Genomic DNA, 22244 nt, shown 5'->3' with positions numbered 1-22244 from the left:
GTTTAGACTTTTTTGACTAAGGTGTTGGTGGTGATATGCGGGAAGGTGACGGACTGGCCCTGAATGGGGATCTCCATGGTGATATTTTGCGAGTACTGCAATTGGGTAAAGTTGTCACTGCCATCGAGTGATTCCAGCCAGTAACTGATGGCGTAACGGCTGACGTTGGCGTGTTGTTGCTCAAAACCAATGTTGGTGACCGGAATACCTGAGTGGGCGGTATCCACTTCCAGCAAAATAAATTTCTTGGGCGGCGATACTTCCAGCGCATTGGTCAGTGGCTGATTGGGGTTCAGGGTAAAGTCCGGATTCAGGTTACCGACACTTTGGGTGCTGTACTGATCGGTGCTGACATCATGAGGCAGACCCATGGGCAAGACATCGCTCTTGCTTAGCATCGGAATGGTTGGCACGCCCGTGCCCGGCTGGAAATGGCCACTGGCGAGGATCGAGTTACCATGTGGCACCGACATTTGCTTGATAAAGTTATAGGTTTGTGTAGGTGGTACACTGTTGGGCACGGTTTCGGTACCCAGGCCAGGTTCTTCTCCATTGCCATAGGGGCCAAGCAGCTGCTTCTGATCGCTCAGAAACAGTAATGAGCCATTTTCGGCATGCACCAGCTGATCTTTGGCCGGACCATCGGCAAAGTACACGCGCTGCTCATAAAACAGGGTATTGGCAACCTGAGTGCCTAAACCACCGCGGTTGGGTGCTGTGCCATGAATGGCTGAAAAGGTCAACTCCTCATAATAGGCAAAGTTTTTCAGAATATAGCTGGCTTCCTGGGGCAATGGCATCAGGCAGTACGAAAACGGTTTGTCTGTGCCACCCATACCAGAATTACCCAGTGGCTGATTAGTCCAGGTGCCTATCAGGTATTGCAGCGGACCAAGCTCAGTGGTCGGGGCGGGTGGATTATCCTGTGCCGGATCGATCAGCAGGGGCTGAGAAAGATCGGGGGGCGTTACATCAGTCATGGTGGTGTCCTCATTAATTGCTACTGGCACTTTGGGGCTTATCCCGCATGCCATAGGCTGATCCCTTCAGTGACTGCACGAAGGCAACGGGATCCCTGGCTGCCTTCGTCTGGGTGTTATGCCGGATTATTTATTGCGGTGATAGTCATCCCGATCGTAGTGTGTGGCGTTGTACTCGCTGTAATAGCGATGATAGCGCTCGCGCGCGTAGCGCTTGGCGTCCTCGCGGTTGTTGAAGTGCGGTGTCTCACGGTTGTGGTAATCGCCATCCAGCGGCAACATGGCCACCAGCTCTGCTTCGACTTTTTGCAGATGATCGGCCTGCGGTTGCCAGTCGCTGCCCTGCTGGTGTTGTGTCTGGCCCTCCAGCGGTGGCTGACTTTCACTGTGTGGTGCGCTGATCCCTTCGAGCGGATCGTCACTGCGTGGGGTGCTCAGGCTCAATACATTGCCAATATCCGGTGCGGCCGCATCCCGATCCGTTAACGGGGACAGACCAAAGCGCTGTTCCAGCGTTGCAAGGATCGAGGTGTGATCCAGCGCTGTGGGCGCTGGGCTATTGGCGTTTAAATCTGTGTCAGGTTCGCTGATCCTAAATACCGTGCCGGCGGGAATTCTCGGCGAGACCAGTACGGTAGGCACCCGGACGCCAAAGCGCTGGAAATTAAAGCCATCGTTGTCCGGGCAGTCCTTGGGCTGCGCGGCGTTTTCCGGTGGCGGCACATGATCATAGCAACCCCCATGTTCATCATATGTGATGATCAGCAGTGTCTTGTCCCAGCCGGGTGACTGGCGTAGTGCCTCATAAATGGCCTGTAAATATTGTTCGCCTTTTGCAACATCGTAATTGGGGTGCTGGCTGTTGCCATCCGAGCCCCACTCCGGCGCTAAAAAACTATAGTGTGGCAAAGTGCCACTGGTGGCGGCCTGGGTGAAATCCTGGAAATTGCCAAACTGACCATGCTCTGGCGACTTGGGGAGGGCTGCCAGAGACTGACGGGTCAGAATGGCATCATTCTCATAACCAAACAGCCCCCAACTGAGCCCGGCGTCTTCAAAGCGATTGTAAATACTGGTGGCATTGTAGACCTTATCGTGATCATTGAGTCGCCCCAGGCTGGTGGCCATTTGCACAAAGGCCCGGTTGGGCAGTGTCTCGGTGGGCACCGAGCAGTACCAGTGATCGCACACGGCATAGCCTTTGGCGAGGCCACTGAGCACGGGCAGCAGTTCGGGTGTGTACATGCCCATGATGTCGGCGGCTTTGGTGCCCTCGACAATCTGCCAGCTGCCTGGTTTCTGCGCATTGTCTTTGCGCTGCCAGCTCAGAGTATAGGCAAAGTCTTTCACGAAGCCCTGATTGCTGGCGACTGTTCCTGCAGGCGGCGTGTGGTGATCGCCAAATAACTGACTGTTGGTGTTGTAATAACCTTCGCCCGGATCGGTGCCGGGCCAGAAGTAAGGGTGTTGATCAGCGGGGATCTTAAATACGCTGATCAGATCGCCGTTTTCATCCGGGTTGGTTTCTGTGCCGGTCAGGCCCTCAAAAGCATGGCCCAGAGGTGAGCGGTTACCTTCGTCTGTGTATAAAAATCCCAGCATATGGTCGAAAGAGCGGTTTTCCAGCATCACCACCACAAAATGGTCGATTTTATTGAGTTGATTGTCGCTTGATTGCATAAGTGTCATTCCCAGGTTGTGTGACGGGCTGTTGATTTATAGGAGGCACAATGAGCACGTAATTGTTGCTCGTGGCTGTGCAGATAGAAGCACCAAAGCTGATCGCGGTACCGCGTGGCGCATAGCGGGCTGGTGGGATCCCGGTGGGCATTGTTAAGTGGCAGCTGTTCACTCCAGCCGGCCTCGGCCATGGTGCCATAGCCATTGCTGGTGGTATCAGCTTTACCCGGATCGTAAGACACGGCCAGCTGACTGGTGAGCACGCCGGGAATTGAGAAACAGGCACTCAGGAGTTGCTGACTGTTAGGGGCATTGTGGAACAAATGCAATACGCCATCGAATATGGCGGCGGCCAGCTGACCCTCACTTTGGTAACTGTGCTCTTGTGGCTCCGGCTCGTCGGGCGTGAGTTTACTCGGTGCCTGAGAAAAATGGCCAATGCCAAAGCCGTTAGCCGACCACTGATGGCTCACGGCATTGTCCTGAGGACCAGCATAGGCGCTGTTGCTGACATCGGTGACATTAAACTCGGCACTGTTGTAGCTCAGGCAGGCCAGTGCATTGGTGCTGCCTTCACGGTAAATCAACAAGGTATTGCTGCCCAGTGAGGCCAGCGTAAACGCCCCTTGTGGCTTGCACACCAATGTTTGTGGCTGACTTTGCCACTGTTGCCGGGCATAACGCTGAGCCTGCATAGTGCCTTGCTGGTCGCGATACACCAACAGCAGCTCGTGACTTTGCGGCAACACCGTCAGTGCAAGGGCCGATACACAGTCATCGCTGGGCGCCGCCAGGGATTGCCAGCCCTGATTAGCCGTCAGCGTTTGCAACGTGACTCGCAGGTCCAGGTCGCGATAGCCCAGCACCAGGGTAGTGTCCTGCGCGCTCAGTTGCAGCTGATCTTTACAGTCTTCGTGCATCAGTAAGGGCTCAGACCAGGCATGGCCATCAAAGCTGGTGCAATACAGGTGGCCGGGTCTGTCATCCCGGATATAAAACAGGTAGAGCAACTTACCGAGGCTGGCGGTTTGCAGCTCACTGGCATGCTCAATGTGGGGCACACAGGCTGCGGGTTGCCAGTGCAGTGTCTCATCCCACAAAAAGCGGAAATAGTTGGCATGCTCGTCGTTTTTACCCAGCGTGCCGAGCGAGAAATTTTCCTCTATGGTGCGCAGCAAGGAATAATGATTGTAACCTTCATGCTGCTGCGACGGCGTCAGGGTATCACCCAGTAATACCGTATAAATCTGATTGGGCCCGTCGTAGTAATACTTGTACTTCTGGCTGGTGTCGTAATCTGATTCAAAATCGGCTTCGTCATAGGTGACGACCACCAGCGTATTATCGGGCAGCTTGCTGTCTGGGCCGGGGAAGTTAATCGTTGCAAAAAACGCCTTCAGCCAGTCGGCCTGCTGATCCACCAATACCGGTGCGCGCTCACCCTTGAGGTCATTGTCTTTGCTGCCAAGCAAATAATGCCCGTCGTGCCACATATTGGGGGTAAACCAGGCAAACTCGGGCAGGGTATCGTTGAGCAGGTCCTGATAAAACTGTGTTTCGTTACCAATTTTTTGCCAGCGAGTTTCGCTGTCGAGAATGCGGGAAAAGGATGAAAAAGGGTCGTGCTTGAGCACATAGGGGTAGCTGTTTACGGGCGTGAAATTGGTTGCTTTCCAGGGCGTCCAGCCCGCTACATAGCTTTCCATGTAGGCGCGCCAGTCCAGGTTTTGAGCTGAGTCTTCAATCAGGTCAACCAGGGTGCGCTGGGGCAAACGCGGCGGTACTTCATCGTCGGTCACATTGCACAGCTCACCTGCCAGAGATGCAATATAGTTGGTCTGCGACGGGTGCATCACGCCAAAACTATTGGTCAGCTCAATGCCCCGTGCGGCCAGGTTGCGCATGTACGGATTATTCATCACGTAGCCGCGATACTGGTTTTCAAACATGATCACAATAATATGATCGAAGCGTCTTGTGGCCATATCAGCATCCTCCCGGGCGGTCTTTGGCGGCAATATAGCGCCAGGTGGGTGTGGCATGTCGCCCGCTGTGATCGGGCAGTGGCACCCGCATCATGCTTTGGGCTTTTTCCTTGAGCCCGAACATAGTACCAACGGCGGCAACCAGTAAGTCTGGCTGGCCATTAAAGGCCAGGTGAAGCTGGTCCAGCAGCAGGCTCAGGGTCAGATTAAACTCAGCGTCGAGCCGGGCAATGGCTGGGTAAGGCTGATAGTGTTCTGGTTGTGGGTTTTTCACCACGTTATAAACCTGATGATAATCAATCGGAATAGCCGGACCGGTCGGCCCTGAGTTGGGGGTGTCGCCCTGGACATAGCGATACCCCAGCAGCAGTTCATTAAAGCGGTAGTAATGGGACAACTCTCTGGGTTGCATAAATAACTGGTGGTCGCCGCTGCCTATGCCCGTGGTGTCACCCAGCGGAAAGGGCTGATCCGGATCCCAACATTCATCTGGTACCCCTTCGCCCTGCGCTATGATGGCATTGAGGGCAAAGTTGGCGGAGGCCAGGTCCGTCACTGGGGTGATCTCTCCGCCGCCGCCATAGTAATACTTATGCGCGATTTGCTTGTCGTGGCAGTCGGCGGGGAACAGCTCCGGACCGTAGCGTTCGTGCAGCGTCTGCAAGCCGTTTTCAATACCGGCATAGAATTCGCCTATGGTGATATCCCCCTCTTTTGCCAACGCGGCGGGCATTTCAATGTTGAGGAAATTTTGCAGTGCCTCAGGGCTGAACTTTTGCAGATCTGCCTCAAACCAGGTTTCTCCGTCAGGTAGCTTAGTCGGAAAGGTAGGTAGAAACTCCGGACTGTTAATGGCCGGACTGCCTCCGGTGGCGATCAGCAGGTTCGCAGCATTGGTCAGATGGAACATCTCCTCCATCACAACCGAGCGGATCACTGTATAGGCACACTGGTTGGTCCCTTCCTCAATGGAATACAAGGCGGTGAGGTAGACTGGCAAGGTGGAGAATTCCAGTTCAATGGCCAGTTGCAGGTCGTAGTGCAGCTGTTCGAGCGTTTCTATCGGACGTTTTTGCAGTTTATGATACATGGCAGATCCCTCATTAATACTGGTCGAGTGCGTTTAACACGTTGTCAGCGGCCCAGAAGGTCAGTGCTGCCATGGTTAAAGTCGGATTACTGGTCGCAATGGTGGGCATATTGCCGCAGCCAACCAGGTAGAGATTGGGGTGATCCCAGCTGCGTTGTTCGCGGTTTACCACTGAGGTGTTCGGATCGTCGCCCATCAGATGCGTGCCAACCAGGTGCCCGGCACCGTTGTAGACATACCCTTTGCCCTGATACTGCACATAGCCCGGATCGCTGGTTTTATATTTGGTAAAAGGTTCGACGCCAAGGCGCTGGAAAATGGCATCTGAGACTTCTTTGGCCTGTGCCATACCGGCACGGGTGTAGTCGGTGACCTTGTAATGGATCACCGGTCGGTAGTTGCCCAGCTGGTCCCGGTATTGATCGTCTATAGTGACGCGATTATCGGGGTCGGGGAGTTGCTCTACCAAAAAGCCAAAGCGGAACATGCGCGGGTACTCTTCGGCGATTTTGTGACGCAGGGCCGGGCCAAATAAGTTTTGCTCATCGATGAGCTCAGGCACAGTGGCAATCGGCGCGCCTTCTGGCCAGCTCCAGCCCCAGTTACCTATCTCAATACGAAAAGCGGCTTGTTCGGCACGAAATGCCCCGCCGCGTAGTGAGGGGATCCCGGACGTTGAGCCCGGGCCCCGGAATGCGCCGATTTTGCAGGGCATCAGGCCCCAGGTCAGCATAGTTGGGTGGTCCATCAGGTTGCGACCGACCTGATCGCTGGAATTCGCCACATCGGAGGCCAGCAATAGCTTGGCATTTTCGACGGCGTGGGCGGCCAGCACCACCACTTTGCCTTTGACCGCTTTATCGTCATAAGCCGCGGATTTAGTAGAGTGATAGCGTTTGTAATGGACCTTGGAGATGTGCTGTGTTTTGTGGTCCACCTCCAGGTTGTAGGCGACCGCCTGGGTTTCTATGGTTACATTGCCGGTGTTTTTGGCTTGCTCCAGCGTTTTCAGGGCTGAGTACTTGGCCTGAATAGGACAGATTGGCACACAGTTAGAGTTGCCCGCGCAGCGCTGACCCAGATCCGGGTTACCCACTGCCCCCACAGGGCGATAATCACCCCGCGGCATGCCGTTGCGCCCTTGTGGGGTTGCCACCACATCAATGGGGTAGGGCTGGTTGTCAATTTCAACTTGCATGCCCTGAAGTCCTTTGGCCAGATACTGATCTAAAAAGCTCTGCGGAATTTGCTCCATCGGGTAATCGTAAGTTGCTTCAAACGGCAGTTGTACGCTGGGGTTATCAATCTGCTGATAGGTCTGCACATCGGCATTGGCCGAGACCCCAATATGTTGTTCCGCTATTTCGTACCAGGGCTGTAATTCCTGATAGCTGATTGGCCAGTCACGGCCACGGCCAAAGCGCGTTTTCAGCTCAAAGTCTTCGGGCAGCATGCGCAGGCAGGTGCCCAGCCAGTGCAAAGTGGTGCCGCCTTCACTGCGGGTGTAGGTACTGGCAAACGGGTCCGGACCATACTGGACAAAATATCCATGATCACTGACGGGCTTATCAAGCGGTGGTTTTTGAATGTCTGTCACCAAAGGTTGCGGGGCGTTGGGGTTGTTGGGGTAGGGGGCGTTGGGGATCTTGGCCATGGCAGTGAAAAAACGCTGCATATAAGATTCATAGCCTTTTTCTTTGCCCTGATCGAAAAAACGCCCGTCAGTCCCCGTGCCAGCTTCCAGGATCAGCACTTTTTTGCCTTGCTCACCCAGCTGCTTGGCCATAATGGCGCCTGCAATGCCGGCCCCGACGATGACCACGTCGTACTCTTTATCATGATGTGTCATGTTGATTTCCTAATCCAGGTTGAGAGGTTTGGCTGACTGGCCGGGCAAGGCCCAGGTGCCATAGCCGGGTTGTTTGGCCCCCATAGGGTGACTGCCCAGGGCATTCCACACCAGGCCCTGAATATAGGCATTGCTGGAAATGACATAGTCTTCAACGGGCTTTTTGTCAGCGCTGAAATCGTCAACCCCATACAGGGCATTCCAGTCGGCAGGCAGTTGATACCAGATAGAGAGGTACCACATCTTGGTGATGTTTCTGGCAACCGGTCCAAGTTTGGCGCAGTTCCAGATACGGTCGTAAAATTGTGCCTGATTAGATTCACATTCGAGCGAACCAATCTCCTCAGCCCGGTGATAGAGCTCCTGTATCACGTCCTGACGAACCCATTGGCTGAGTGTCTTGCAGTAAGTAGGACCTACGCCCGTGCCCTGCAACTCGACCTCGTCGTAGCCGGTCAGTGTGGCACTGAGGCGATAAAAATCGGTCAGTCTGTACATAAGTTTGCCCCTGATAAAGTGATGAGAAAAATTTTCGAGCGGCACACATCAGCGGAAGGCGAGAAACAAGGTGGATAGTCGGTTGTTTTCCGGGCAAGTAACGGCGCATGGTACTGCGGATACCATGACAACAGATATGAGAAAGTGGTTCGCACATTTTTTGCCCCTTCCTTGTCAGTAGAGCGATACTGCGGCATCCATGCTGACAATCGATGGCCCGAACGGCCCTGATGTGCCTGTTGGGCACATCAATCACGATAAAAGCGAGCTAAAACGCGCTTGACGGGGCGCGCTCAGGCTGACTTTCACCGATCATGTATTACATCTGTTCAGGTATAGCGGCTGGTTGCGATTTGTGCAAATTACACGCAATTACATCAGGCGCGGGTAACTTATACAAAGCACTGTTGCTTGATCAGCTCCGTCAGGATCTGCTGACTGGGTTTGATCTTTTCCATCGCCAAATATTCATCGGGCTGGTGTGCCTGGGCAATTGAGCCGGGTCCCATTACGATGGTCTCGCAACCGAGCTGCTGTAAAAAGGGTGCCTCTGTACAATAATTTACGGCCACGGCTTTTTGACCTGAAATTTTTTCAGCCAGCGTCACCAGTGCGCAATCCCGGGTGCCATGAAAATCGGGAATGGGGTCATGCAAGTCAAGCACCGACACGCTGTCGGGATAACGCGCATTGATCGGGGCAACGGCCTGCAGCAACAAGGCTTGTAGCTCAGCAATGCTGAGCCCAGGCAGGGGGCGCAGATCAATATGCAACTCACAGCAGCCACAAATTCGGTTGGCGTTATCACCGCCGTGAATATGACCTAAATTCAAGGTCGGGTACGGAATTGCAAAATCCTCAAGTGAATATTTATTCTTTAAATCTTCTTTTAACTGTAACAGATTAGTAATCACCTGCTGCATGATCTCGATGGCATTTAGGCCGCGGTCCGGATCGGAGCTGTGCCCGGAGCGCCCTGTTATCCGAATCGCCGAAGACATATGCCCTTTGTGGGTGTAAACCGGCACCATATCGGTGGGCTCACCTATGATACAGCGCTCTGGCTTGAGGTTACTGTGGCGTGCAATTTCCTGTGCACCGGCCATGGTTATCTCTTCATCTGCGGTGGCCAGGATCATGATTGGGGCGCTCTGTTTAAGGTCTTCCAGCTCCTCCAGTGCTTTCAATACAAAGGCAAAAAAACCTTTCATATCAATACTTCCCAAGCCATATAAGCGGTTGTCTTGTTCGCTGAGGGTAAAGGGGTCAAAGTTCCAGCGGCTGTCATCAAAGGGCACGGTGTCTGTGTGTCCGGCCAGCATCAGGCCACCGCTGTGCTCTGCCATGCCCGGTGGGCACCGTCTGGCGAGTAAGTTGAACTTGCCCGGCGCGGCATGCAGTTCGGTGATTTCGGTACTAAAGCCCAGCTGCTCACACCACTGTGCAAGCAGTTCAATGACCGCCCGGTTGCTTTGATTGAGACTGGCATCGAGTGCGCTGACAGAAGGGCGCGCTATCAGTTCGCGGTACATGGTTTTAAAGTCGGGTAGAGTCATGACGTTTATCCTAAAAATATTTATTCAAACCTGTTGCATAAAAATCTATATGTATGTAAGGTGAATATCAATTCATTTTTTTAGCATAAATATAGAGGGTGCAACAATGCGACGATAAGCTCATCAATAGCAAATATAAGGTCTTTGTGTTCACTTTAGTTTAAAGAGTTATCGATGTTTAACGTAGCAATTGTTGGCGCCAGCGGATATAGCGGCGCAGAGCTGGCCAGCTTAGTGGCCCGTCACCCGGGTTTGAATCTCAGTGGCTGTTATGTGTCAGCGCACAGCCTGGATAAAGGGAAGTGTCTGAGCGAGTTATATCCTGAACATACAGGTTTACTTGATGTCTCCCTGCTTCCTTTGACGAATGAGGCGTTTGCAGACATAGCCGACAGCGATGTCGACTATGTCTGCCTTTGTACCGACCATAAGGTAAGCGTAGAGCTGGCCCAAACCTTTCTGAACATGGGCAAAAAAGTTTTCGACTTGTCCGGGGCCTACCGGCTTAAAAACAGCGCAGATTACGAACAATACTATGGCTTTAGCCACCCTTACTCGCAGTGGCTCGATAAGGCGCAGTATGGCTTGGTCGAGTGGTACGGCGATTCCCTGAGCGAAGCTCAGCTGGTGGCGGTGCCCGGGTGCTATCCAACCGCTGCGCTAAATGCGCTTAAGCCGCTAAAACAGGCCGACTTACTTAGTGACAGCACCATTATTATCAATGCCGTGTCGGGTGTCACCGGTGCGGGCCGCAAAGCCAGCCTGAACACCCACTTTTGCGAAGTGTCTCTGGCGCCTTATGGGCTGTTTAATCATCGTCATACCCCGGAAATTGAACGCTACCTCGCGCACCCTGTGCTGTTTACGCCACATCTGGGTAATTTCCCGCGGGGAATTCTGGAAACCATTTATGTCTCACTCAAACCGGATGTCTCTGAGCACCAGGTTGCAGAGGCCTATCAGGTGCTGGCAGACGAACCGCTGATCCGCCTCAAAGGGGCCAGCATGCCGTCAATAAAAGGAGTGGCAAACCGTGCCTTTGTCGATATTGGCTGGCAGCAACAGGGGCAGCAACTGATTGTCACAGTGGCGATAGACAATTTACTCAAAGGGGCGGCAGGGCAGGCGCTGCAGTGCATGAATCTGGCCAGTCGGTATCCCCATGAGCAAGGGTTAGTGGGGTAAACCATGACAGATAAAAAAATCTGGGTGATCAAACTTGGTGGTGCGGTGCTTAATTCAGAGCAGGCCGCCCATGACTTATTCAGTGCACTGAATGCGCGTGCACAACAAGGCCATACACAAGGTTTTGTGGTGGTACATGGCGGAGGCGCGCTCGTGGATAGCTGGCTTAATGACGCCGGGTTTGCCACTGCTAAACACCAGGGGTTGCGGATCAGCCCTAAAGCGCAAATGCCTTATATTGTGGGCGCACTGGCCGGGTGTGCCAACAAGCAATTAATGGCCCAGGCTATCACGGCGGGGTTAAGACCGGTTGGGCTCAGTTTGTATGAAGCGGGCCTGATGACCAGGCAAAAACTCAAGGCCCTGGGGCAGGTTGGCACCTGTGAGCCGCAGGGCGACAGTTTGCTACCCGGGCTGCTGGCAGACGGACGAACCCCATTGGTGAGCTCGATTGGCATAAGCGCAGATGGCGCACTGTTTAACGTCAATGCCGACGAAGCGGCCGCAGCGCTGGCACATCAGCTGGGCGCTGAACTGATTTTTATGACCGATGTAGAGGCGGTATTAGATGGCGCAGGTCAGCCGCTGGCGCAATTAGATAGCGCCCAGATAGAACAACTGATAGCACAAAAGGTGATTGTGGGCGGGATGGAGGTCAAAGTTAAGACCAGTCTTCACGCTGCCCGACATTTACGACGCGGGGTGTATATCTCGAGCTGGCAAAAGCCAGCTAACCTGCTTGCCCTGCTAGAGGGGCAACATGTCGGAACCCAAATTTTACCTTAGGAAGCTTTATGTCGAGTCATTTTATTACTGGTCTGGAATTTAATAAAAGCCAGGCACTTAAACTGCTTGCCCTTGCAAGCGATATGAAACAACAGCCGCAGGAATTTGCCCACGCACTGGCGGGAAAATCTGTGGTCACGCTATTCGAAAAACCCAGCCTCAGAACCCGTTTGTCGTTTGATATTGGCATTAACAAGCTGGGCGGTCATGCGGTCTATCTGGACCAGCAAAACGGTGCCATGGGCAGTCGTGAATCTGTACAGGACTTTGCGCTCAATATTGCCACCTGGGCCGATGCGTTGGTGGCGCGGGTTTCTTCTCACCACACCCTGGAGGTGCTGGCTGAGCACTCATCAATTCCGGTGGTGAACAGCTTGTGCGATCTCTATCACCCCTGTCAGGCATTGGCCGATTTTCTGACCCTGCAGGAGGTGTTTGGCGACGTCAGCCAGATCAAACTGGCTTATCTGGGTGAGGGCAACAATGTCTGTCAGTCTTTATTGCTGCTGGCGGCAACACTGGGGGCCGACTTTGTGGCTGTGTGCCCGAAAGGCCATTCGCCCGATGCACAGATCGTTAAGCAGGCGGAGCAAATCGCGGCGGTTAATGGGGCATCTGTGCTGATCAGCGACCGCATTGAAGCCGCGGCCGGTGCCAACGCCCTGTACACAGATACCTGGGTCTCAATGGGCAGCGACACGTCACTGGAGCAGGCAAAAACCACCTTTATGCCCTATCAGCTCAATCAGGCATTACTCGAACAAACCGGGGCCAGCACCGTGCTGCATTGCCAGCCTGCGCACCGGGGCTATGAGATCACCTCAGAGGTGATGGACGGCCCTAAAGCGCGGATCCTGCAACAGGCAGAAAACCGTATGCATGCGCAAAACGCCCTGTTACTGGCGCTTATGAATAAACAAATCGTCTGAGCCAATAGAATTAAGTATTAAGGTAAACATCATGAAAAAGATTAAAAAAGTTGTTCTGGCATACTCAGGTGGTCTGGATACGTCGGCCATTGTGCCCTGGTTAAAAGAAAATTACGGCTGTGAAGTGGTCGCCTTTGTTGCCGATGTCGGTCAGGGTGAAGAAGAGCTTCAGGGCGTCGAAGAAAAAGCCCTGGCGTCAGGTGCCAGCGAATGTCATATCGTCGATTTAAAGGCCGAGCTGGTGAGTGATTACATTTATCCAACCTTGCAAAGTGGCGCGATCTACGAAGGCACTTATCTGTTGGGGACTTCCATGGCGCGGCCAATTATCGCCAAAGCGCAGGTTGAGATAGCGCGCAAAGTAGGCGCGGATGCGCTATCCCATGGCTGTACCGGCAAAGGAAATGATCAGGTGCGTTTCGAATCTTGCTTTGCCGCGCTGGCGCCGGACCTTGAGGTCATCGCGCCATGGCGGGAGTGGTCGCTGTCGAGCCGGGAATCCTTGCTGGATTATCTGGCCGAGCGCAACATTCCTTGCGCCGCCTCTGCTACCAAAATCTACAGCCGTGATGCCAATGCGTGGCATATTTCTCACGAAGGCGGCGAGCTGGAAGATCCCTGGAATCAGCCCAGCGAGCAGGTCTGGACCTGGACGGTTTCACCTGAGCAGGCGCCCGATGAAGCCGAACTGGTCAGTGTACAGATTGAGGCCGGTCAGGTGGTGGCAGTGAATGGTCAAAACCTCAGTCCTTATCACTGCCTGCTGACGCTCAATGAAATTGCCGCTAAACATGGTGTGGGCCGCATTGATATCGTTGAAAACCGTTTGGTGGGTATGAAGTCGCGCGGCTGTTACGAAACCCCGGGGGGCACTGTGATGGTGGCAGCACTTCAGGCCATTGATGAGCTGGTACTGGACAAGGCCAGCCGTAAATGGAAAGAAACCGTGGCCAATGAGTTTGCGCACCTGGTGTACGACGGACGCTGGTTCACCCCGTTAAAAGATTCTTTGCTGGCGGCCGCCCAGTCACTGGCGCAGGTGGCCAGCGGTGAGGTGGTGCTGAAACTGTATAAAGGTCAGGTCAGTGCGGTACAAAAGCGCTCGGTGAACAGCTTATATAGCGAAGCGTTTGCGACGTTCGGTGAGGACGATGTGTACGATCAGTCTCATGCCGAAGGCTTTATCCGCCTGTTCTCTTTGTCCAGTCGTATTGCGGCATTGAACAAGCAAAAGTCGGTTAAATAACGGTGATCAGAGGAGTAAAGTAACATGGCACTGTGGGGTGGACGCTTTTCGTCTGGGCCGGATGCGGCCTTTAAACAATTTAATGATTCCTTGCCGTTTGACTATCAGCTGGCTGAGCAGGATATTGTTGGCTCGATAGCCTGGGCGGGTGCGCTCAAACAAGTGCAGGTCTTGAGCGCTGATGAACATGCCGAGCTGGTGGCAGCTTTGCAGGCGTTACTGGACGAGGCCAGTGCTGATCCGCATGCCATTGCGACGGCAGGGTATGAAGACATTCACTCCTATGTGGAAGCCCGTCTTATCGACAAAGTGGGCGATCTGGGCAAAAAGCTCCACACCGGACGCAGCCGTAACGATCAGGTGGCCACCGATTTTCGGTTATGGTGCCGTGACACGGCTGGCACCCTGCTCGAAGCGCTTGGGGCGCTTAAAGCGGCTTTTGTTGCGCTGGCAGAGCGTGAGCTGGGCACCATTTTGCCGGGCTATACCCACCTGCAACGGGCACAGCCTGTGTTGTTCAGCCACTGGTGCATGGCCTATGTGGAGATGCTGGAACGTGACACCTCGCGCCTGCAGGATGCCGTGACACGCTTGAATGAATGCCCGCTTGGCAGTGGCGCACTGGCGGGGACTGCCTACAATATCGACAGAGAGCAGCTGGCTGCGGAACTGAACTTTCGCTGCGCCACCCGCAATAGCCTGGATGCCGTGTCGGACCGGGATTTTGTGCTGGAATTACTGAGCTGTGCGTCTATTTCCATGTTGCATTTGTCGCGCCTTGCCGAGGACATGATTTTTTATAACTCCGGAGAGGCGGGCTTTATTGAGCTGGGCGACAATGTCACATCCGGCTCGTCTTTAATGCCACAAAAGAAAAACCCCGATGCGCTGGAGCTGATCCGGGGTAAAACCGGCCGTGTGTTTGGGGCTTTCAGCGCCATGATGATGACGTTAAAAGCACTGCCGCTGGCCTACAACAAAGACATGCAAGAAGACAAAGAAGGCGTATTTGACGCCATGCCAACCTGGCTGGCGGCGCTGCATATGGCTCAGTCCTGCATTGAAAGTGTGAGAGTAAATGGCGATAAAACCAAGCATGCGGCGCAGGGCGGGCATGCCAATGCCACTGAGCTGGCCGATTACCTGGTTGCTAAAGGCATCCCGTTTCGTGAAGGGCATCACATCGTCGGTCAGCTGGTACAGCTGGCCCTGAGTGAGCAAAAAAATCTGGAAGATCTCAGCCTGGCGCAATTTCAGTCGGTCTGTGCACAGATAGAGCAGGATGTTTACCCGGTATTACAACTGGATGCCTGCATTGCAGCACGCAGTGCGAAAGGCGGCACTTCAGTGGCGCAGGTGTCAGCGGCCATAGGAGCGGCGAAAAAAAAACAGCAAATCACGGTACGTGACGCCACCTTAAACGATGTTGAAGCCATTGCTGGGTTGATCCAGTACTGGGCCAAAGTTGGAGAAAACCTGCCGCGGGCCAAAAGCGATATGATCCACAGTATCAATGAGTTTGCTGTGACTGAGGTTGATGGCAAGGTCACCGGCTGTGCGTCGCTGTATATTTATGACACGGGGCTGGCCGAGATCCGCTCACTCGGGGTCGATCCGTCGGTGCAGGTGAAAGGCCAGGGGCAGTTGCTGGTCTCGCATTTGCTGGATAAAGCCAGGCGACTGGCGTTAAAGCGGGTGATCGTGCTGACCCGGGTGCCCGGCTTTTTCGACAAACAAGGCTTTAGCGGCTGCAACAAGGACAGCTTGCCGGAAAAAGTCATGAAAGATTGTGAATTGTGCCTGCGTAAAAATAACTGTGATGAAGTGGCGATGGAGTTTATGTTGCAGGCTGCTGAGCCCGCACGTATTCCCTGTCAGTTTGTGGCCTGAATCCACAGTGATAAGCTAAAGCGCCAACTAAGGCGCTTTAGCTTATTTAGAAGCGGTATTCCCAGCTAACTGAGGCGGATGTTTCGTTATTTGAGTCAGTCGCGCCTTTATCACGCCAGTATGCCAGATCCAGTTTGAGCAAGCCGTTAAACAAGCCCTGCTGATAACCCACCTGCAGTAAATCCCGGTCGATATCCAGGGTGCTAAACTCAAGCCGTTTTAGTTTGGCGTAACCCCCGTAACCCCCCATACCGTAGTAGTTGGCGCCCAAGCTCAGCGACTTTGCCTGTGGGCCCATATGGGCACCCAGCCAGCGTCCTCGCTCAAGATAGTCTGCACCTTTGCCTGTGGTCTCAAAATGGCACTGGAAACTGGCCTGTTGTGCCTGACAGTCGGCTTCTGTATCACTGTACTCAAGATAAGATTTGATACGATACTCCATCGTGCCCCAGAAGGCCTCTGCACCTAAGGTGAAACCACTGTTTTCTGGCAATGCCCCCTGGTCGTTCTCACCACTGAGCTCGCCATAAAAGGCAACAGGGATCCCCGCAATGCGCGAGGCGTACTTGACATCCACGCTGCTAAGACGCTGTTGTGCCCGGGTTTCATCCTGTTGATCAGTGTGATAAACAAAATCACTGGCAGTGGTGGCATACGCCAGCTCCAGCCCGGCTAGCGGGGAGGCCGATACTCTGATCCCCCAGAAGTCTTTTTCGTTGTCGACGGCCAAGTGCGGGCGCTGTTTTGCCGCGATGGCGGTGACCTGCCAGGGGCCGATAAAAGACAAAAAGCTGGGACCACTGTAATTGGTATTGGCCCGGCTGATGCGCAGCGCCTTCATGGGGGCCGCGTGATTGGAGAGCATGAGGGCATTCTCGTTGCCCGGACCCCACCAGTAATCAAGCCGCTCTGCGCTAAACGCCCAGTCACCCAGCAACACCGCCAGGTGGCTACCGTGGTGATTGACATATTTTCCGTCCTGCGAGTTGTCCGTATAGTTGACCTGCACTCGGGCACTGACATGGCTGCCGGTGATCTGCCCATAGCTGCGAATACCGCTGCGAGAGCGGGTTTGCTGACCAAATCCAGCGGGTGTGGTCTGCTCATCACTGTAATGTGCCTCTATGCCAGAGCGCACGTTCTGCCTGGCCTGATCCAAAGCATGGTTGACATGTCGCAGGGCAAACTGCACATCGTCGGGCAGCGCGCTGGCGTCTGCTTTGGCCAGATCACCCACCAGACCATTCCACATCAGGGGGTATTGATTAACCGGACGCTGGATAACGCCGGCACTGACCAGCAGGTCGATGGAGTGTTTAAGATTGCTCTGCTGAGCATCAACCCAGGGAGAGGCAAATGCTTGGGCCGATGCCAGCACCAGGCTGCCGAACATAAAAAATGGGGTCTTCATCCGTGTAATTTTTCCTCTAGGGCTTTGGCTACCAATGGGCTGACAAATTCACTGACATTACCGTGATGCAAGGCTACTTCTTTGACCAAAGTAGAAGAAATGAAAGAGTTTTTCTCGGACGGGGTCAGAAATACGCTTTCCAGCTCTGGAAACAGGCGGCGATTCATGTTGGCCAGCTGAAATTCATAATCGAAATCGGAAACCGCCCGGATCCCGCGGATCAGCACATTGGCTTGTTGTTGCTTAGCCAAGTCGACCAACAGCCCGGTGAAACCAATCACTTTGACATTGCTATGTGCCGCCAGTACTTCTTTAGCCAGAGCAACACGTTCATCCAAAGTAAAGCAGGGCTTTTTGTTAGGGTTATGCGCGATGGCTAGAATGACAGTATCGAACATCTTGGCCGCGCGTTTGATTAAATCGGCATGCCCGTTGGTGAGCGGGTCAAAGGTACCCGGATATAAAGCGGTTACTTGCATGTTGAGATCAGAACAATTCAAATTTGCCCTATATTATCAAGCTTGCGGCACAATATCACTGGTCTGATTTCAAAATGAAAATTTAATGTTATTCCCATTTAGTGCTATTTTCACTGTGCGTTATAACCGAAAGGTCAATATTGCCTCATTAATTACGTGTTATCAGAGAACCGAATATGAACACCAAGGAAAAAATTATTCGTACCAGCATTGCTTTGTTTAACTTACATGGCGAGCGAACAATCACCACCAATCACATTGCGTCCAACATGGGGATCAGTCCAGGTAACCTGTATTACCACTTTAAAAATAAAGAAGACATCATCCGCAATATTTTTGCTCTGTACAGCGAGCACCTCAGCACTCACTTTAAACCGTTAGCCGCTCATGACGAGCCGGTTGAGCAGCTTACTCAGTACCTTGATTCGTTATTTGAGTTGATGTGGCGATACCATTTTTTCTACGACAATCTGAATGATATTCTGGCGCGTGACGATGTCCTTAAAAAAGATTACATTGCGTTTCAGGCACGACTGTTTGACCAGGTAAAAGCCGTTGTTATCGGGTTACGTGAGGCTGAAGTGATTGCTATCAGTAATGACGACGCCAATGAGCTGGCGCATATGCTGAAAATGGTGGTGAGCTTTTGGACACCGTATGTTAAAGCGCGCAGAATGACAGGCGTACTTGAACAACAAGATATCTATAATGGTATTGTAAAGGTATTAATGTTGTTCAAACCCTATGCTACCTCACTCAGCCGGGACAAAATTGAACAATTACAGCAGCACTATCAGGCCATGGCAGATGCCGCATTGCCCAGCATAGCCTGACCCCGCACACCAGAAAAAGCTGGTTATCCTCTGTATATTTCCTAGTCTTTAATAAGTCTGCTATAATCGCGCGCCCGTTACCGGCGCGCCAATTGCGCATTCATGTCCAAACCAAGAGTGACTTCTATGTTTAAATTTATCGTCAAATTGCACCCCGAAATCGTGATCAAAAGTAAATCGGTTCGCAAACGTTTTACTATGGTACTCGAGCGAAACATTAAACTGGTGCTGAGCCGCTTTGATGAAAAAGTGACGGTAAAGAACAACTGGGACAACATCACTGTGGTGACGCAAAGCGAAGATCCGAAGATCCGTAAAGCATTTATCAGTGGTCTGGGTCGTATTCCGGGTATAGTTCAGTTTCTGGAAGTACAGGAAACCACGTTTGAAACCCTGGACGACATTTATCAAAAAGCCCTGCCGCTGGTGGGCCCGCAAATCGAAAACAAAACGTTCTGCGTGCGCGTTAAACGCCAGGGTGATCATGATTTTACCTCCAGTGATGTGGAAAGGTATGTCGGCGGTGGTCTGAATCAGCATGTGCCGGGAGCCCGGGTACAGTTACGCAAGCCAGATGTCACGGTCAAGATTGAAGTAAAAGGTGACCGCGCTTATATCGTCACAACCAAGCACTTAGGTATGGGTGGCTTCCCACTGCCAACTCAAGAAGATGTGCTGTCCTTAATGTCGGGCGGGTTTGACTCGGGCGTGGCCAGCTACCAGATGATCCGCAAAGGCGCGAGAACACACTTCCTGTTCTTCAACCTGGGGGGAGCAGCGCACGAGATTGGGGTTAAACAGGTGAGCCATTATATTTGGAAGCAATACAGCTCAACCCACAAAGTGCGGTTTATCACGGTTGATTTCGAGCCTGTGGTTGCTGAGATTCTGGAAAACATCGAAAGTAGTCAGATGGGCGTCGTGCTTAAGCGAATGATGATGCGAGCCGGGTCGGCCGTTGCTGAGCGTTTTGGTATTCAGGCTCTGGTAACCGGTGAGTGTATTGGTCAGGTGTCCAGTCAGACGCTGGCGAACCTCAATGTGATTGACCGTGTGACGGAAACGCTGATCCTGCGCCCTCTGATCCAATATGATAAAGAAGAGATCATTCGTATTGCACGCCAGATTGGCACCTGTGAAATGGCGGAGTCGATGCCAGAATACTGCGGTGTGATCTCGAAAAAACCGACGGTCAAAGCTAAGCTGGAAAAAATCGAAGCGGAAGAAAGTAAGTTCGACTTTGATGTACTGGATACTGTGGTTGAAAATGCCGTTGTCAAAGACATCCGCGAGATAGAAGCCGAGGCAAAAGAAGAAGTCAAAGAAGCAGAAAATGTCAGCGACCTGCCAGCGGGTGCCGTGGTAGTCGATATTCGCTCCCCGGAAGAAGAAGATGCTGAGCCGCTTGAGCTGGATGGGATTGAAGTGATCCATTTGCCGTTTTTCCGCCTGGCCACTAAGTTTGGTGACTTGCCACAGGACAAAGACTACTACCTGTTCTGCAATAAAGGTGTGATGAGCCAGTTACAGGCATTGATCCTGCACGAAAACGGCTTTGCGAACGTCAGAGTATATCGTCCATAGCACAACCCTCACTTCTAACCGTGGCTGAGCAAAGCGTTGATGCTCAGCCCAATTCTGCTTTGTTCTCTGCCGGGTGCAACGCTCGTATACTGGTTAATAATTTCATATTGTGCGGCACGGATAGTCCATATTGCTTTGCCTGCTCAACAATATAGCCACACATCGCGTCTACCTCAGTACGTCTTTGATGTTTCACATCCTGTGCCATAGACGAAAAGTTGTCAGCGGTAAGCGTCATAACCTGATACGCCCGTTGCAGCTCTTCATGTAGTTTCAGAGGCACACCCATGTGGTTGGCAACGGTACACGCTTCACTGAGTACTCCCAAAATTTCCGACGCATAACAGGGGGCGCGCAGGCGACCATTTTTCTGTCCGGCCAGGGCACTGAGTGGATTAATGGCCAGGTTAACGCACAGCTTTTGCCAGCGTAGTAGCTGAATATCGTCGGACAACTGTGCGGGGGTAAAGTGAGGCTTAATCAGCGTATCAAACAATGATGACACTCGCTGTTGAGCGATTGAATTACAGGGGCCAAAGACGCTTAAACCCGGGCCGGTGAATGCGACGGTGTGAGCGTTAGGTTTCCAGCCTCCCATACTGGTGGACAGAAAAAAGAGTCCCTGCTGAGCAGATAATTCAGCCCTAACTGGCTCAAGTGCCTGTATCCCGTTATGGCTGAAAATAACGTTGGCATCCGGACTAAGGTGTGGTTTGAGCGTCGCAAATGCGGCACTGAGTTGATACGATTTGACGGGCACGATGCACAAAGCAATGCGGGTGTTCCGTTTTGCCAGCTCCTGCCAGCTCAGGCATTTGACCGCGAGAGGACGAGTACATTCGGCATGTTGAGCAAAAACGGTCTGTGTTGGCGACCTAGTGATCAGGGTAACGGAATGGGTTTTTGCCAGTCGCTCGGCCAGTAATAAACCGACGGCCCCTTTGCCGACAATGAATACTTCAGGCATAGGGCTTTCCGGTTTTACGGCAGTAAACCCAGTAGAGCAAAAAATAGCTGACGGCGCCCGCAAGATCCGCAACAAAGTCTCCCCAGGATGCCTGACGATAGGGAAGTGTGTCTTGCATCCACTCAATACCGGCACCGTAGAGTGTCAGTAGTAGCAGGTGAAACCAAACCTTAAATCGAAATGCATGGTGAGAGAAAAACGCCAGCACGAAAAATACCCCAAAATGGGCGATCTTGTCGGCGTGTTCAAATCTAACAACTTGATTGGTTTGGATCTCTTTGGCAAACAAAAAAGTGCAAACGGCCAGAGAGAGTAATAACAGGCATTGATAAAGTCGGCGTGCCACAAATACTTCCAAATCACTAGGGTTGAGAGGGCCAGTATATCATCGAAATCTGAAAATGGGATGAAGCAGAGTCATTCTGTTCCGGATCTATAAACGATTGCACAGAGGAGAGTCGCGCCACAGCTTTTGGATTGCTATAATCCGGAAAAACATTATCCAGGAGCTAGATATGCCTTCTTTTGACATTGTGTCTGAAATTGATATGACTGAGGCGAGAAACACCGTCGATAACGCTGATCGTGAGCTGAGCACGCGTTTTGACTTCCGTGGCGTAGAGGCGTCATTTGAGCTGAAAGATGAAGCGATCACACTGAAAAGTGAATCTGAGCAGCAAGTGATGCAATTGTTCGACATGCTGGTAGGTAAGGCGGCCAAGCGTGGTCTGGACGTTGCCAGCTTTGAGCTAAAAGATGTTGAAAAGTCGGGTAAGTACGTATCACGTAAAGTGATGCTGAAACAAGGGATCGACAAAGACATGGCAAAGAAAGTGGTTAAGGCTATTAAAGACTCTAAGATCAAGGTACAAGCGTCTATTCAGGGCGATACTGTTCGTGTGACAGGGAAGAAACGTGATGATCTACAGGAAGCCATGCAGCTGATCCGCGGCGCTGAGCTGGGTCAGCCTTTCCAGTTTAAAAACTTCCGGGATTAAATCCTGCCGAAGTAACCCCCTTCTTTTATTTAGCATGCTGAGGCCCAATATGGTTTTTAGCATGCTAGACGTCCGTTGCTTTTTGTCCTCAGATCCCCGACAATAACGCCAACTTTTCAGGGTGTCAGATCAGGAGCCTGGAGTCTCCTAAAGATTTGAATAATCGGGAAGCTGGTGCATGTCACAGGAACAGGCATTAATCCGGCACTGCCCCCGCAACGGTGAGCCTGCCACAACCTACTGGTTGTGGCAGGTAAGTCCGGAAACCGGCCCTGAAGCACACTCAATAGTTGTAATT

At 52.6% G+C, this 22244-nt stretch carries 19 protein-coding genes and 1 riboswitch; of the genes, 8 read left to right on the top strand and 11 right to left on the bottom strand.

Going from position 1 to position 22244, the window contains the following annotated elements:
• Positions 1–2 precede the first annotated feature (2 nt).
• From MHN33_RS12055 to argE, 7 genes are all read right to left on the bottom strand, one after another.
• The gene (locus MHN33_RS12055; protein WP_239398231.1) at positions 3–980 is read right to left on the bottom strand and encodes a heme-binding protein; all 978 of its coding nucleotides are present in this window, start codon (positions 978–980) and stop codon (positions 3–5) included.
• A 126-nt stretch (positions 981–1106) separates the two neighbouring features.
• The gene (locus MHN33_RS12050) at positions 1107–2660 is read right to left on the bottom strand and encodes an alkaline phosphatase family protein (RefSeq protein WP_239398230.1); all 1554 of its coding nucleotides are present in this window, start codon (positions 2658–2660) and stop codon (positions 1107–1109) included.
• A gap of 5 nt (positions 2661–2665) precedes the next feature.
• On the bottom strand, positions 2666–4645 hold the full coding sequence (locus MHN33_RS12045; protein ID WP_239398229.1) for an alkaline phosphatase family protein: 1980 nt from the start codon (positions 4643–4645) through the stop codon (positions 2666–2668).
• Between the two features lies 1 nt (position 4646).
• A complete protein-coding gene (locus MHN33_RS12040) occupies positions 4647–5735 on the bottom strand; it encodes a ferritin-like protein (RefSeq protein ID WP_239398228.1) in 1089 nt (362 codons plus the stop codon).
• 13 nt (positions 5736–5748) lie between these two features.
• Positions 5749–7584 (bottom strand): GMC family oxidoreductase, encoded by a 1836-nt coding sequence (locus tag MHN33_RS12035; RefSeq protein ID WP_239398227.1) that lies wholly within the window; start codon positions 7582–7584, stop codon positions 5749–5751.
• 9 nt (positions 7585–7593) lie between these two features.
• Positions 7594–8082 (bottom strand): hypothetical protein, encoded by a 489-nt coding sequence (locus MHN33_RS12030; protein WP_239398226.1) that lies wholly within the window; start codon positions 8080–8082, stop codon positions 7594–7596.
• A gap of 392 nt (positions 8083–8474) precedes the next feature.
• Complete coding sequence (gene argE, locus MHN33_RS12025; RefSeq protein WP_239398225.1) at positions 8475–9638, bottom strand: acetylornithine deacetylase; 1164 nt, start codon at positions 9636–9638, stop codon at positions 8475–8477.
• A 174-nt stretch (positions 9639–9812) separates the two neighbouring features.
• On the opposite strand from argE, the gene argC reads away from it, so the two are divergent.
• From argC to argH, 5 genes are read left to right on the top strand one after another with little or no spacing between them, the layout of a single operon-like run.
• On the top strand, positions 9813–10823 hold the full coding sequence (gene argC, locus MHN33_RS12020) for an N-acetyl-gamma-glutamyl-phosphate reductase (RefSeq protein WP_239398224.1): 1011 nt from the start codon (positions 9813–9815) through the stop codon (positions 10821–10823).
• A 3-nt stretch (positions 10824–10826) separates the two neighbouring features.
• The gene (argB, locus tag MHN33_RS12015; RefSeq protein WP_239398223.1) at positions 10827–11609 is read left to right on the top strand and encodes an acetylglutamate kinase; all 783 of its coding nucleotides are present in this window, start codon (positions 10827–10829) and stop codon (positions 11607–11609) included.
• Between the two features lie 8 nt (positions 11610–11617).
• Positions 11618–12538, top strand: coding sequence for an ornithine carbamoyltransferase (locus MHN33_RS12010; RefSeq protein ID WP_239398222.1), 921 nt, complete (start codon positions 11618–11620; stop codon positions 12536–12538).
• Positions 12539–12569: 31 nt separating this feature from the next.
• Entirely contained in the window at positions 12570–13784 is a 1215-nt protein-coding gene (locus MHN33_RS12005; RefSeq protein ID WP_125778660.1) for an argininosuccinate synthase, read from the top strand.
• 24 nt (positions 13785–13808) lie between these two features.
• Entirely contained in the window at positions 13809–15674 is a 1866-nt protein-coding gene (gene argH / locus MHN33_RS12000; protein ID WP_239398221.1) for an argininosuccinate lyase, read from the top strand.
• 46 nt (positions 15675–15720) lie between these two features.
• Here argH and MHN33_RS11995 read toward each other — a convergent pair whose 3' ends face one another.
• The gene (locus MHN33_RS11995) at positions 15721–17085 is read right to left on the bottom strand and encodes a capsule assembly Wzi family protein (protein ID WP_239398220.1); all 1365 of its coding nucleotides are present in this window, start codon (positions 17083–17085) and stop codon (positions 15721–15723) included.
• The gene (gene coaD / locus MHN33_RS11990) at positions 17082–17564 is read right to left on the bottom strand and encodes a pantetheine-phosphate adenylyltransferase (protein WP_239398219.1); all 483 of its coding nucleotides are present in this window, start codon (positions 17562–17564) and stop codon (positions 17082–17084) included. The genes MHN33_RS11995 and coaD overlap by 4 nt, the downstream gene beginning before the upstream one ends.
• Positions 17565–17740: 176 nt before the next feature.
• On the opposite strand from coaD, the gene MHN33_RS11985 reads away from it, so the two are divergent.
• On the top strand, positions 17741–18397 hold the full coding sequence (locus MHN33_RS11985; RefSeq protein ID WP_239398218.1) for a TetR/AcrR family transcriptional regulator: 657 nt from the start codon (positions 17741–17743) through the stop codon (positions 18395–18397).
• A gap of 126 nt (positions 18398–18523) precedes the next feature.
• The gene (thiI, locus tag MHN33_RS11980; RefSeq protein WP_239398217.1) at positions 18524–19981 is read left to right on the top strand and encodes a tRNA uracil 4-sulfurtransferase ThiI; all 1458 of its coding nucleotides are present in this window, start codon (positions 18524–18526) and stop codon (positions 19979–19981) included.
• A 43-nt stretch (positions 19982–20024) separates the two neighbouring features.
• On the opposite strand, the gene MHN33_RS11975 is transcribed toward thiI, so the two are convergent.
• A complete protein-coding gene (locus MHN33_RS11975; protein ID WP_239398216.1) occupies positions 20025–20948 on the bottom strand; it encodes a 2-dehydropantoate 2-reductase in 924 nt (307 codons plus the stop codon).
• Positions 20941–21294 carry a VanZ family protein gene (locus MHN33_RS11970; protein ID WP_239398215.1) on the bottom strand — a complete coding sequence of 118 codons (354 nt, stop codon included), beginning with the start codon at positions 21292–21294 and terminating at the stop codon, positions 20941–20943. Before MHN33_RS11970 ends, MHN33_RS11975 begins: the two co-directional genes overlap by 8 nt.
• Before the next feature lie 169 nt (positions 21295–21463).
• Between MHN33_RS11970 and MHN33_RS11965 the strand changes: the two genes are divergently transcribed.
• A complete protein-coding gene (locus MHN33_RS11965; RefSeq protein WP_239398214.1) occupies positions 21464–21946 on the top strand; it encodes a YajQ family cyclic di-GMP-binding protein in 483 nt (160 codons plus the stop codon).
• A 102-nt stretch (positions 21947–22048) separates the two neighbouring features.
• Positions 22049–22236, top strand: a riboswitch (cobalamin riboswitch).
• Positions 22237–22244 lie beyond the last annotated feature (8 nt).

The sequence above is a fragment of the Pseudoalteromonas sp. OOF1S-7 genome (genome assembly GCF_022347765.1).
Classification (GTDB): domain Bacteria; phylum Pseudomonadota; class Gammaproteobacteria; order Enterobacterales; family Alteromonadaceae; genus Pseudoalteromonas.
This window is presented reverse-complemented; position numbering and strand designations above follow the sequence as displayed.

Excerpts from the sequence above, each read along its gene's own strand:
- coaD (WP_239398219.1), bottom strand. The coding sequence starts at position 17,564 with ATGCAAGTAACCGCTTTATATCCGGGTACCTTTGACCCGCTCACCAAC.
- MHN33_RS12050 (WP_239398230.1), bottom strand. The coding sequence starts at position 2,660 with ATGCAATCAAGCGACAATCAACTCAATAAAATCGACCATTTTGTGGTG.
- MHN33_RS11995 (WP_239398220.1), bottom strand. The coding sequence starts at position 17,085 with ATGAAGACCCCATTTTTTATGTTCGGCAGCCTGGTGCTGGCATCGGCC.
- thiI (WP_239398217.1), top strand. The coding sequence starts at position 18,524 with ATGTTTAAATTTATCGTCAAATTGCACCCCGAAATCGTGATCAAAAGT.
- MHN33_RS12030 (WP_239398226.1), bottom strand. The coding sequence starts at position 8,082 with ATGTACAGACTGACCGATTTTTATCGCCTCAGTGCCACACTGACCGGC.
- MHN33_RS12045 (WP_239398229.1), bottom strand. The coding sequence starts at position 4,645 with ATGGCCACAAGACGCTTCGATCATATTATTGTGATCATGTTTGAAAAC.
- MHN33_RS12010 (WP_239398222.1), top strand. The coding sequence starts at position 11,618 with ATGTCGAGTCATTTTATTACTGGTCTGGAATTTAATAAAAGCCAGGCA.
- MHN33_RS11975 (WP_239398216.1), bottom strand. The coding sequence starts at position 20,948 with ATGCCTGAAGTATTCATTGTCGGCAAAGGGGCCGTCGGTTTATTACTG.
- MHN33_RS12055 (WP_239398231.1), bottom strand. The coding sequence starts at position 980 with ATGACTGATGTAACGCCCCCCGATCTTTCTCAGCCCCTGCTGATCGAT.
- MHN33_RS12035 (WP_239398227.1), bottom strand. The coding sequence starts at position 7,584 with ATGACACATCATGATAAAGAGTACGACGTGGTCATCGTCGGGGCCGGC.
- MHN33_RS12005 (WP_125778660.1), top strand. The coding sequence starts at position 12,570 with ATGAAAAAGATTAAAAAAGTTGTTCTGGCATACTCAGGTGGTCTGGAT.
- MHN33_RS12040 (WP_239398228.1), bottom strand. The coding sequence starts at position 5,735 with ATGTATCATAAACTGCAAAAACGTCCGATAGAAACGCTCGAACAGCTG.
- argE (WP_239398225.1), bottom strand. The coding sequence starts at position 9,638 with ATGACTCTACCCGACTTTAAAACCATGTACCGCGAACTGATAGCGCGC.
- argB (WP_239398223.1), top strand. The coding sequence starts at position 10,827 with ATGACAGATAAAAAAATCTGGGTGATCAAACTTGGTGGTGCGGTGCTT.
- MHN33_RS11985 (WP_239398218.1), top strand. The coding sequence starts at position 17,741 with ATGAACACCAAGGAAAAAATTATTCGTACCAGCATTGCTTTGTTTAAC.
- MHN33_RS11965 (WP_239398214.1), top strand. The coding sequence starts at position 21,464 with ATGCCTTCTTTTGACATTGTGTCTGAAATTGATATGACTGAGGCGAGA.
- argC (WP_239398224.1), top strand. The coding sequence starts at position 9,813 with ATGTTTAACGTAGCAATTGTTGGCGCCAGCGGATATAGCGGCGCAGAG.
- argH (WP_239398221.1), top strand. The coding sequence starts at position 13,809 with ATGGCACTGTGGGGTGGACGCTTTTCGTCTGGGCCGGATGCGGCCTTT.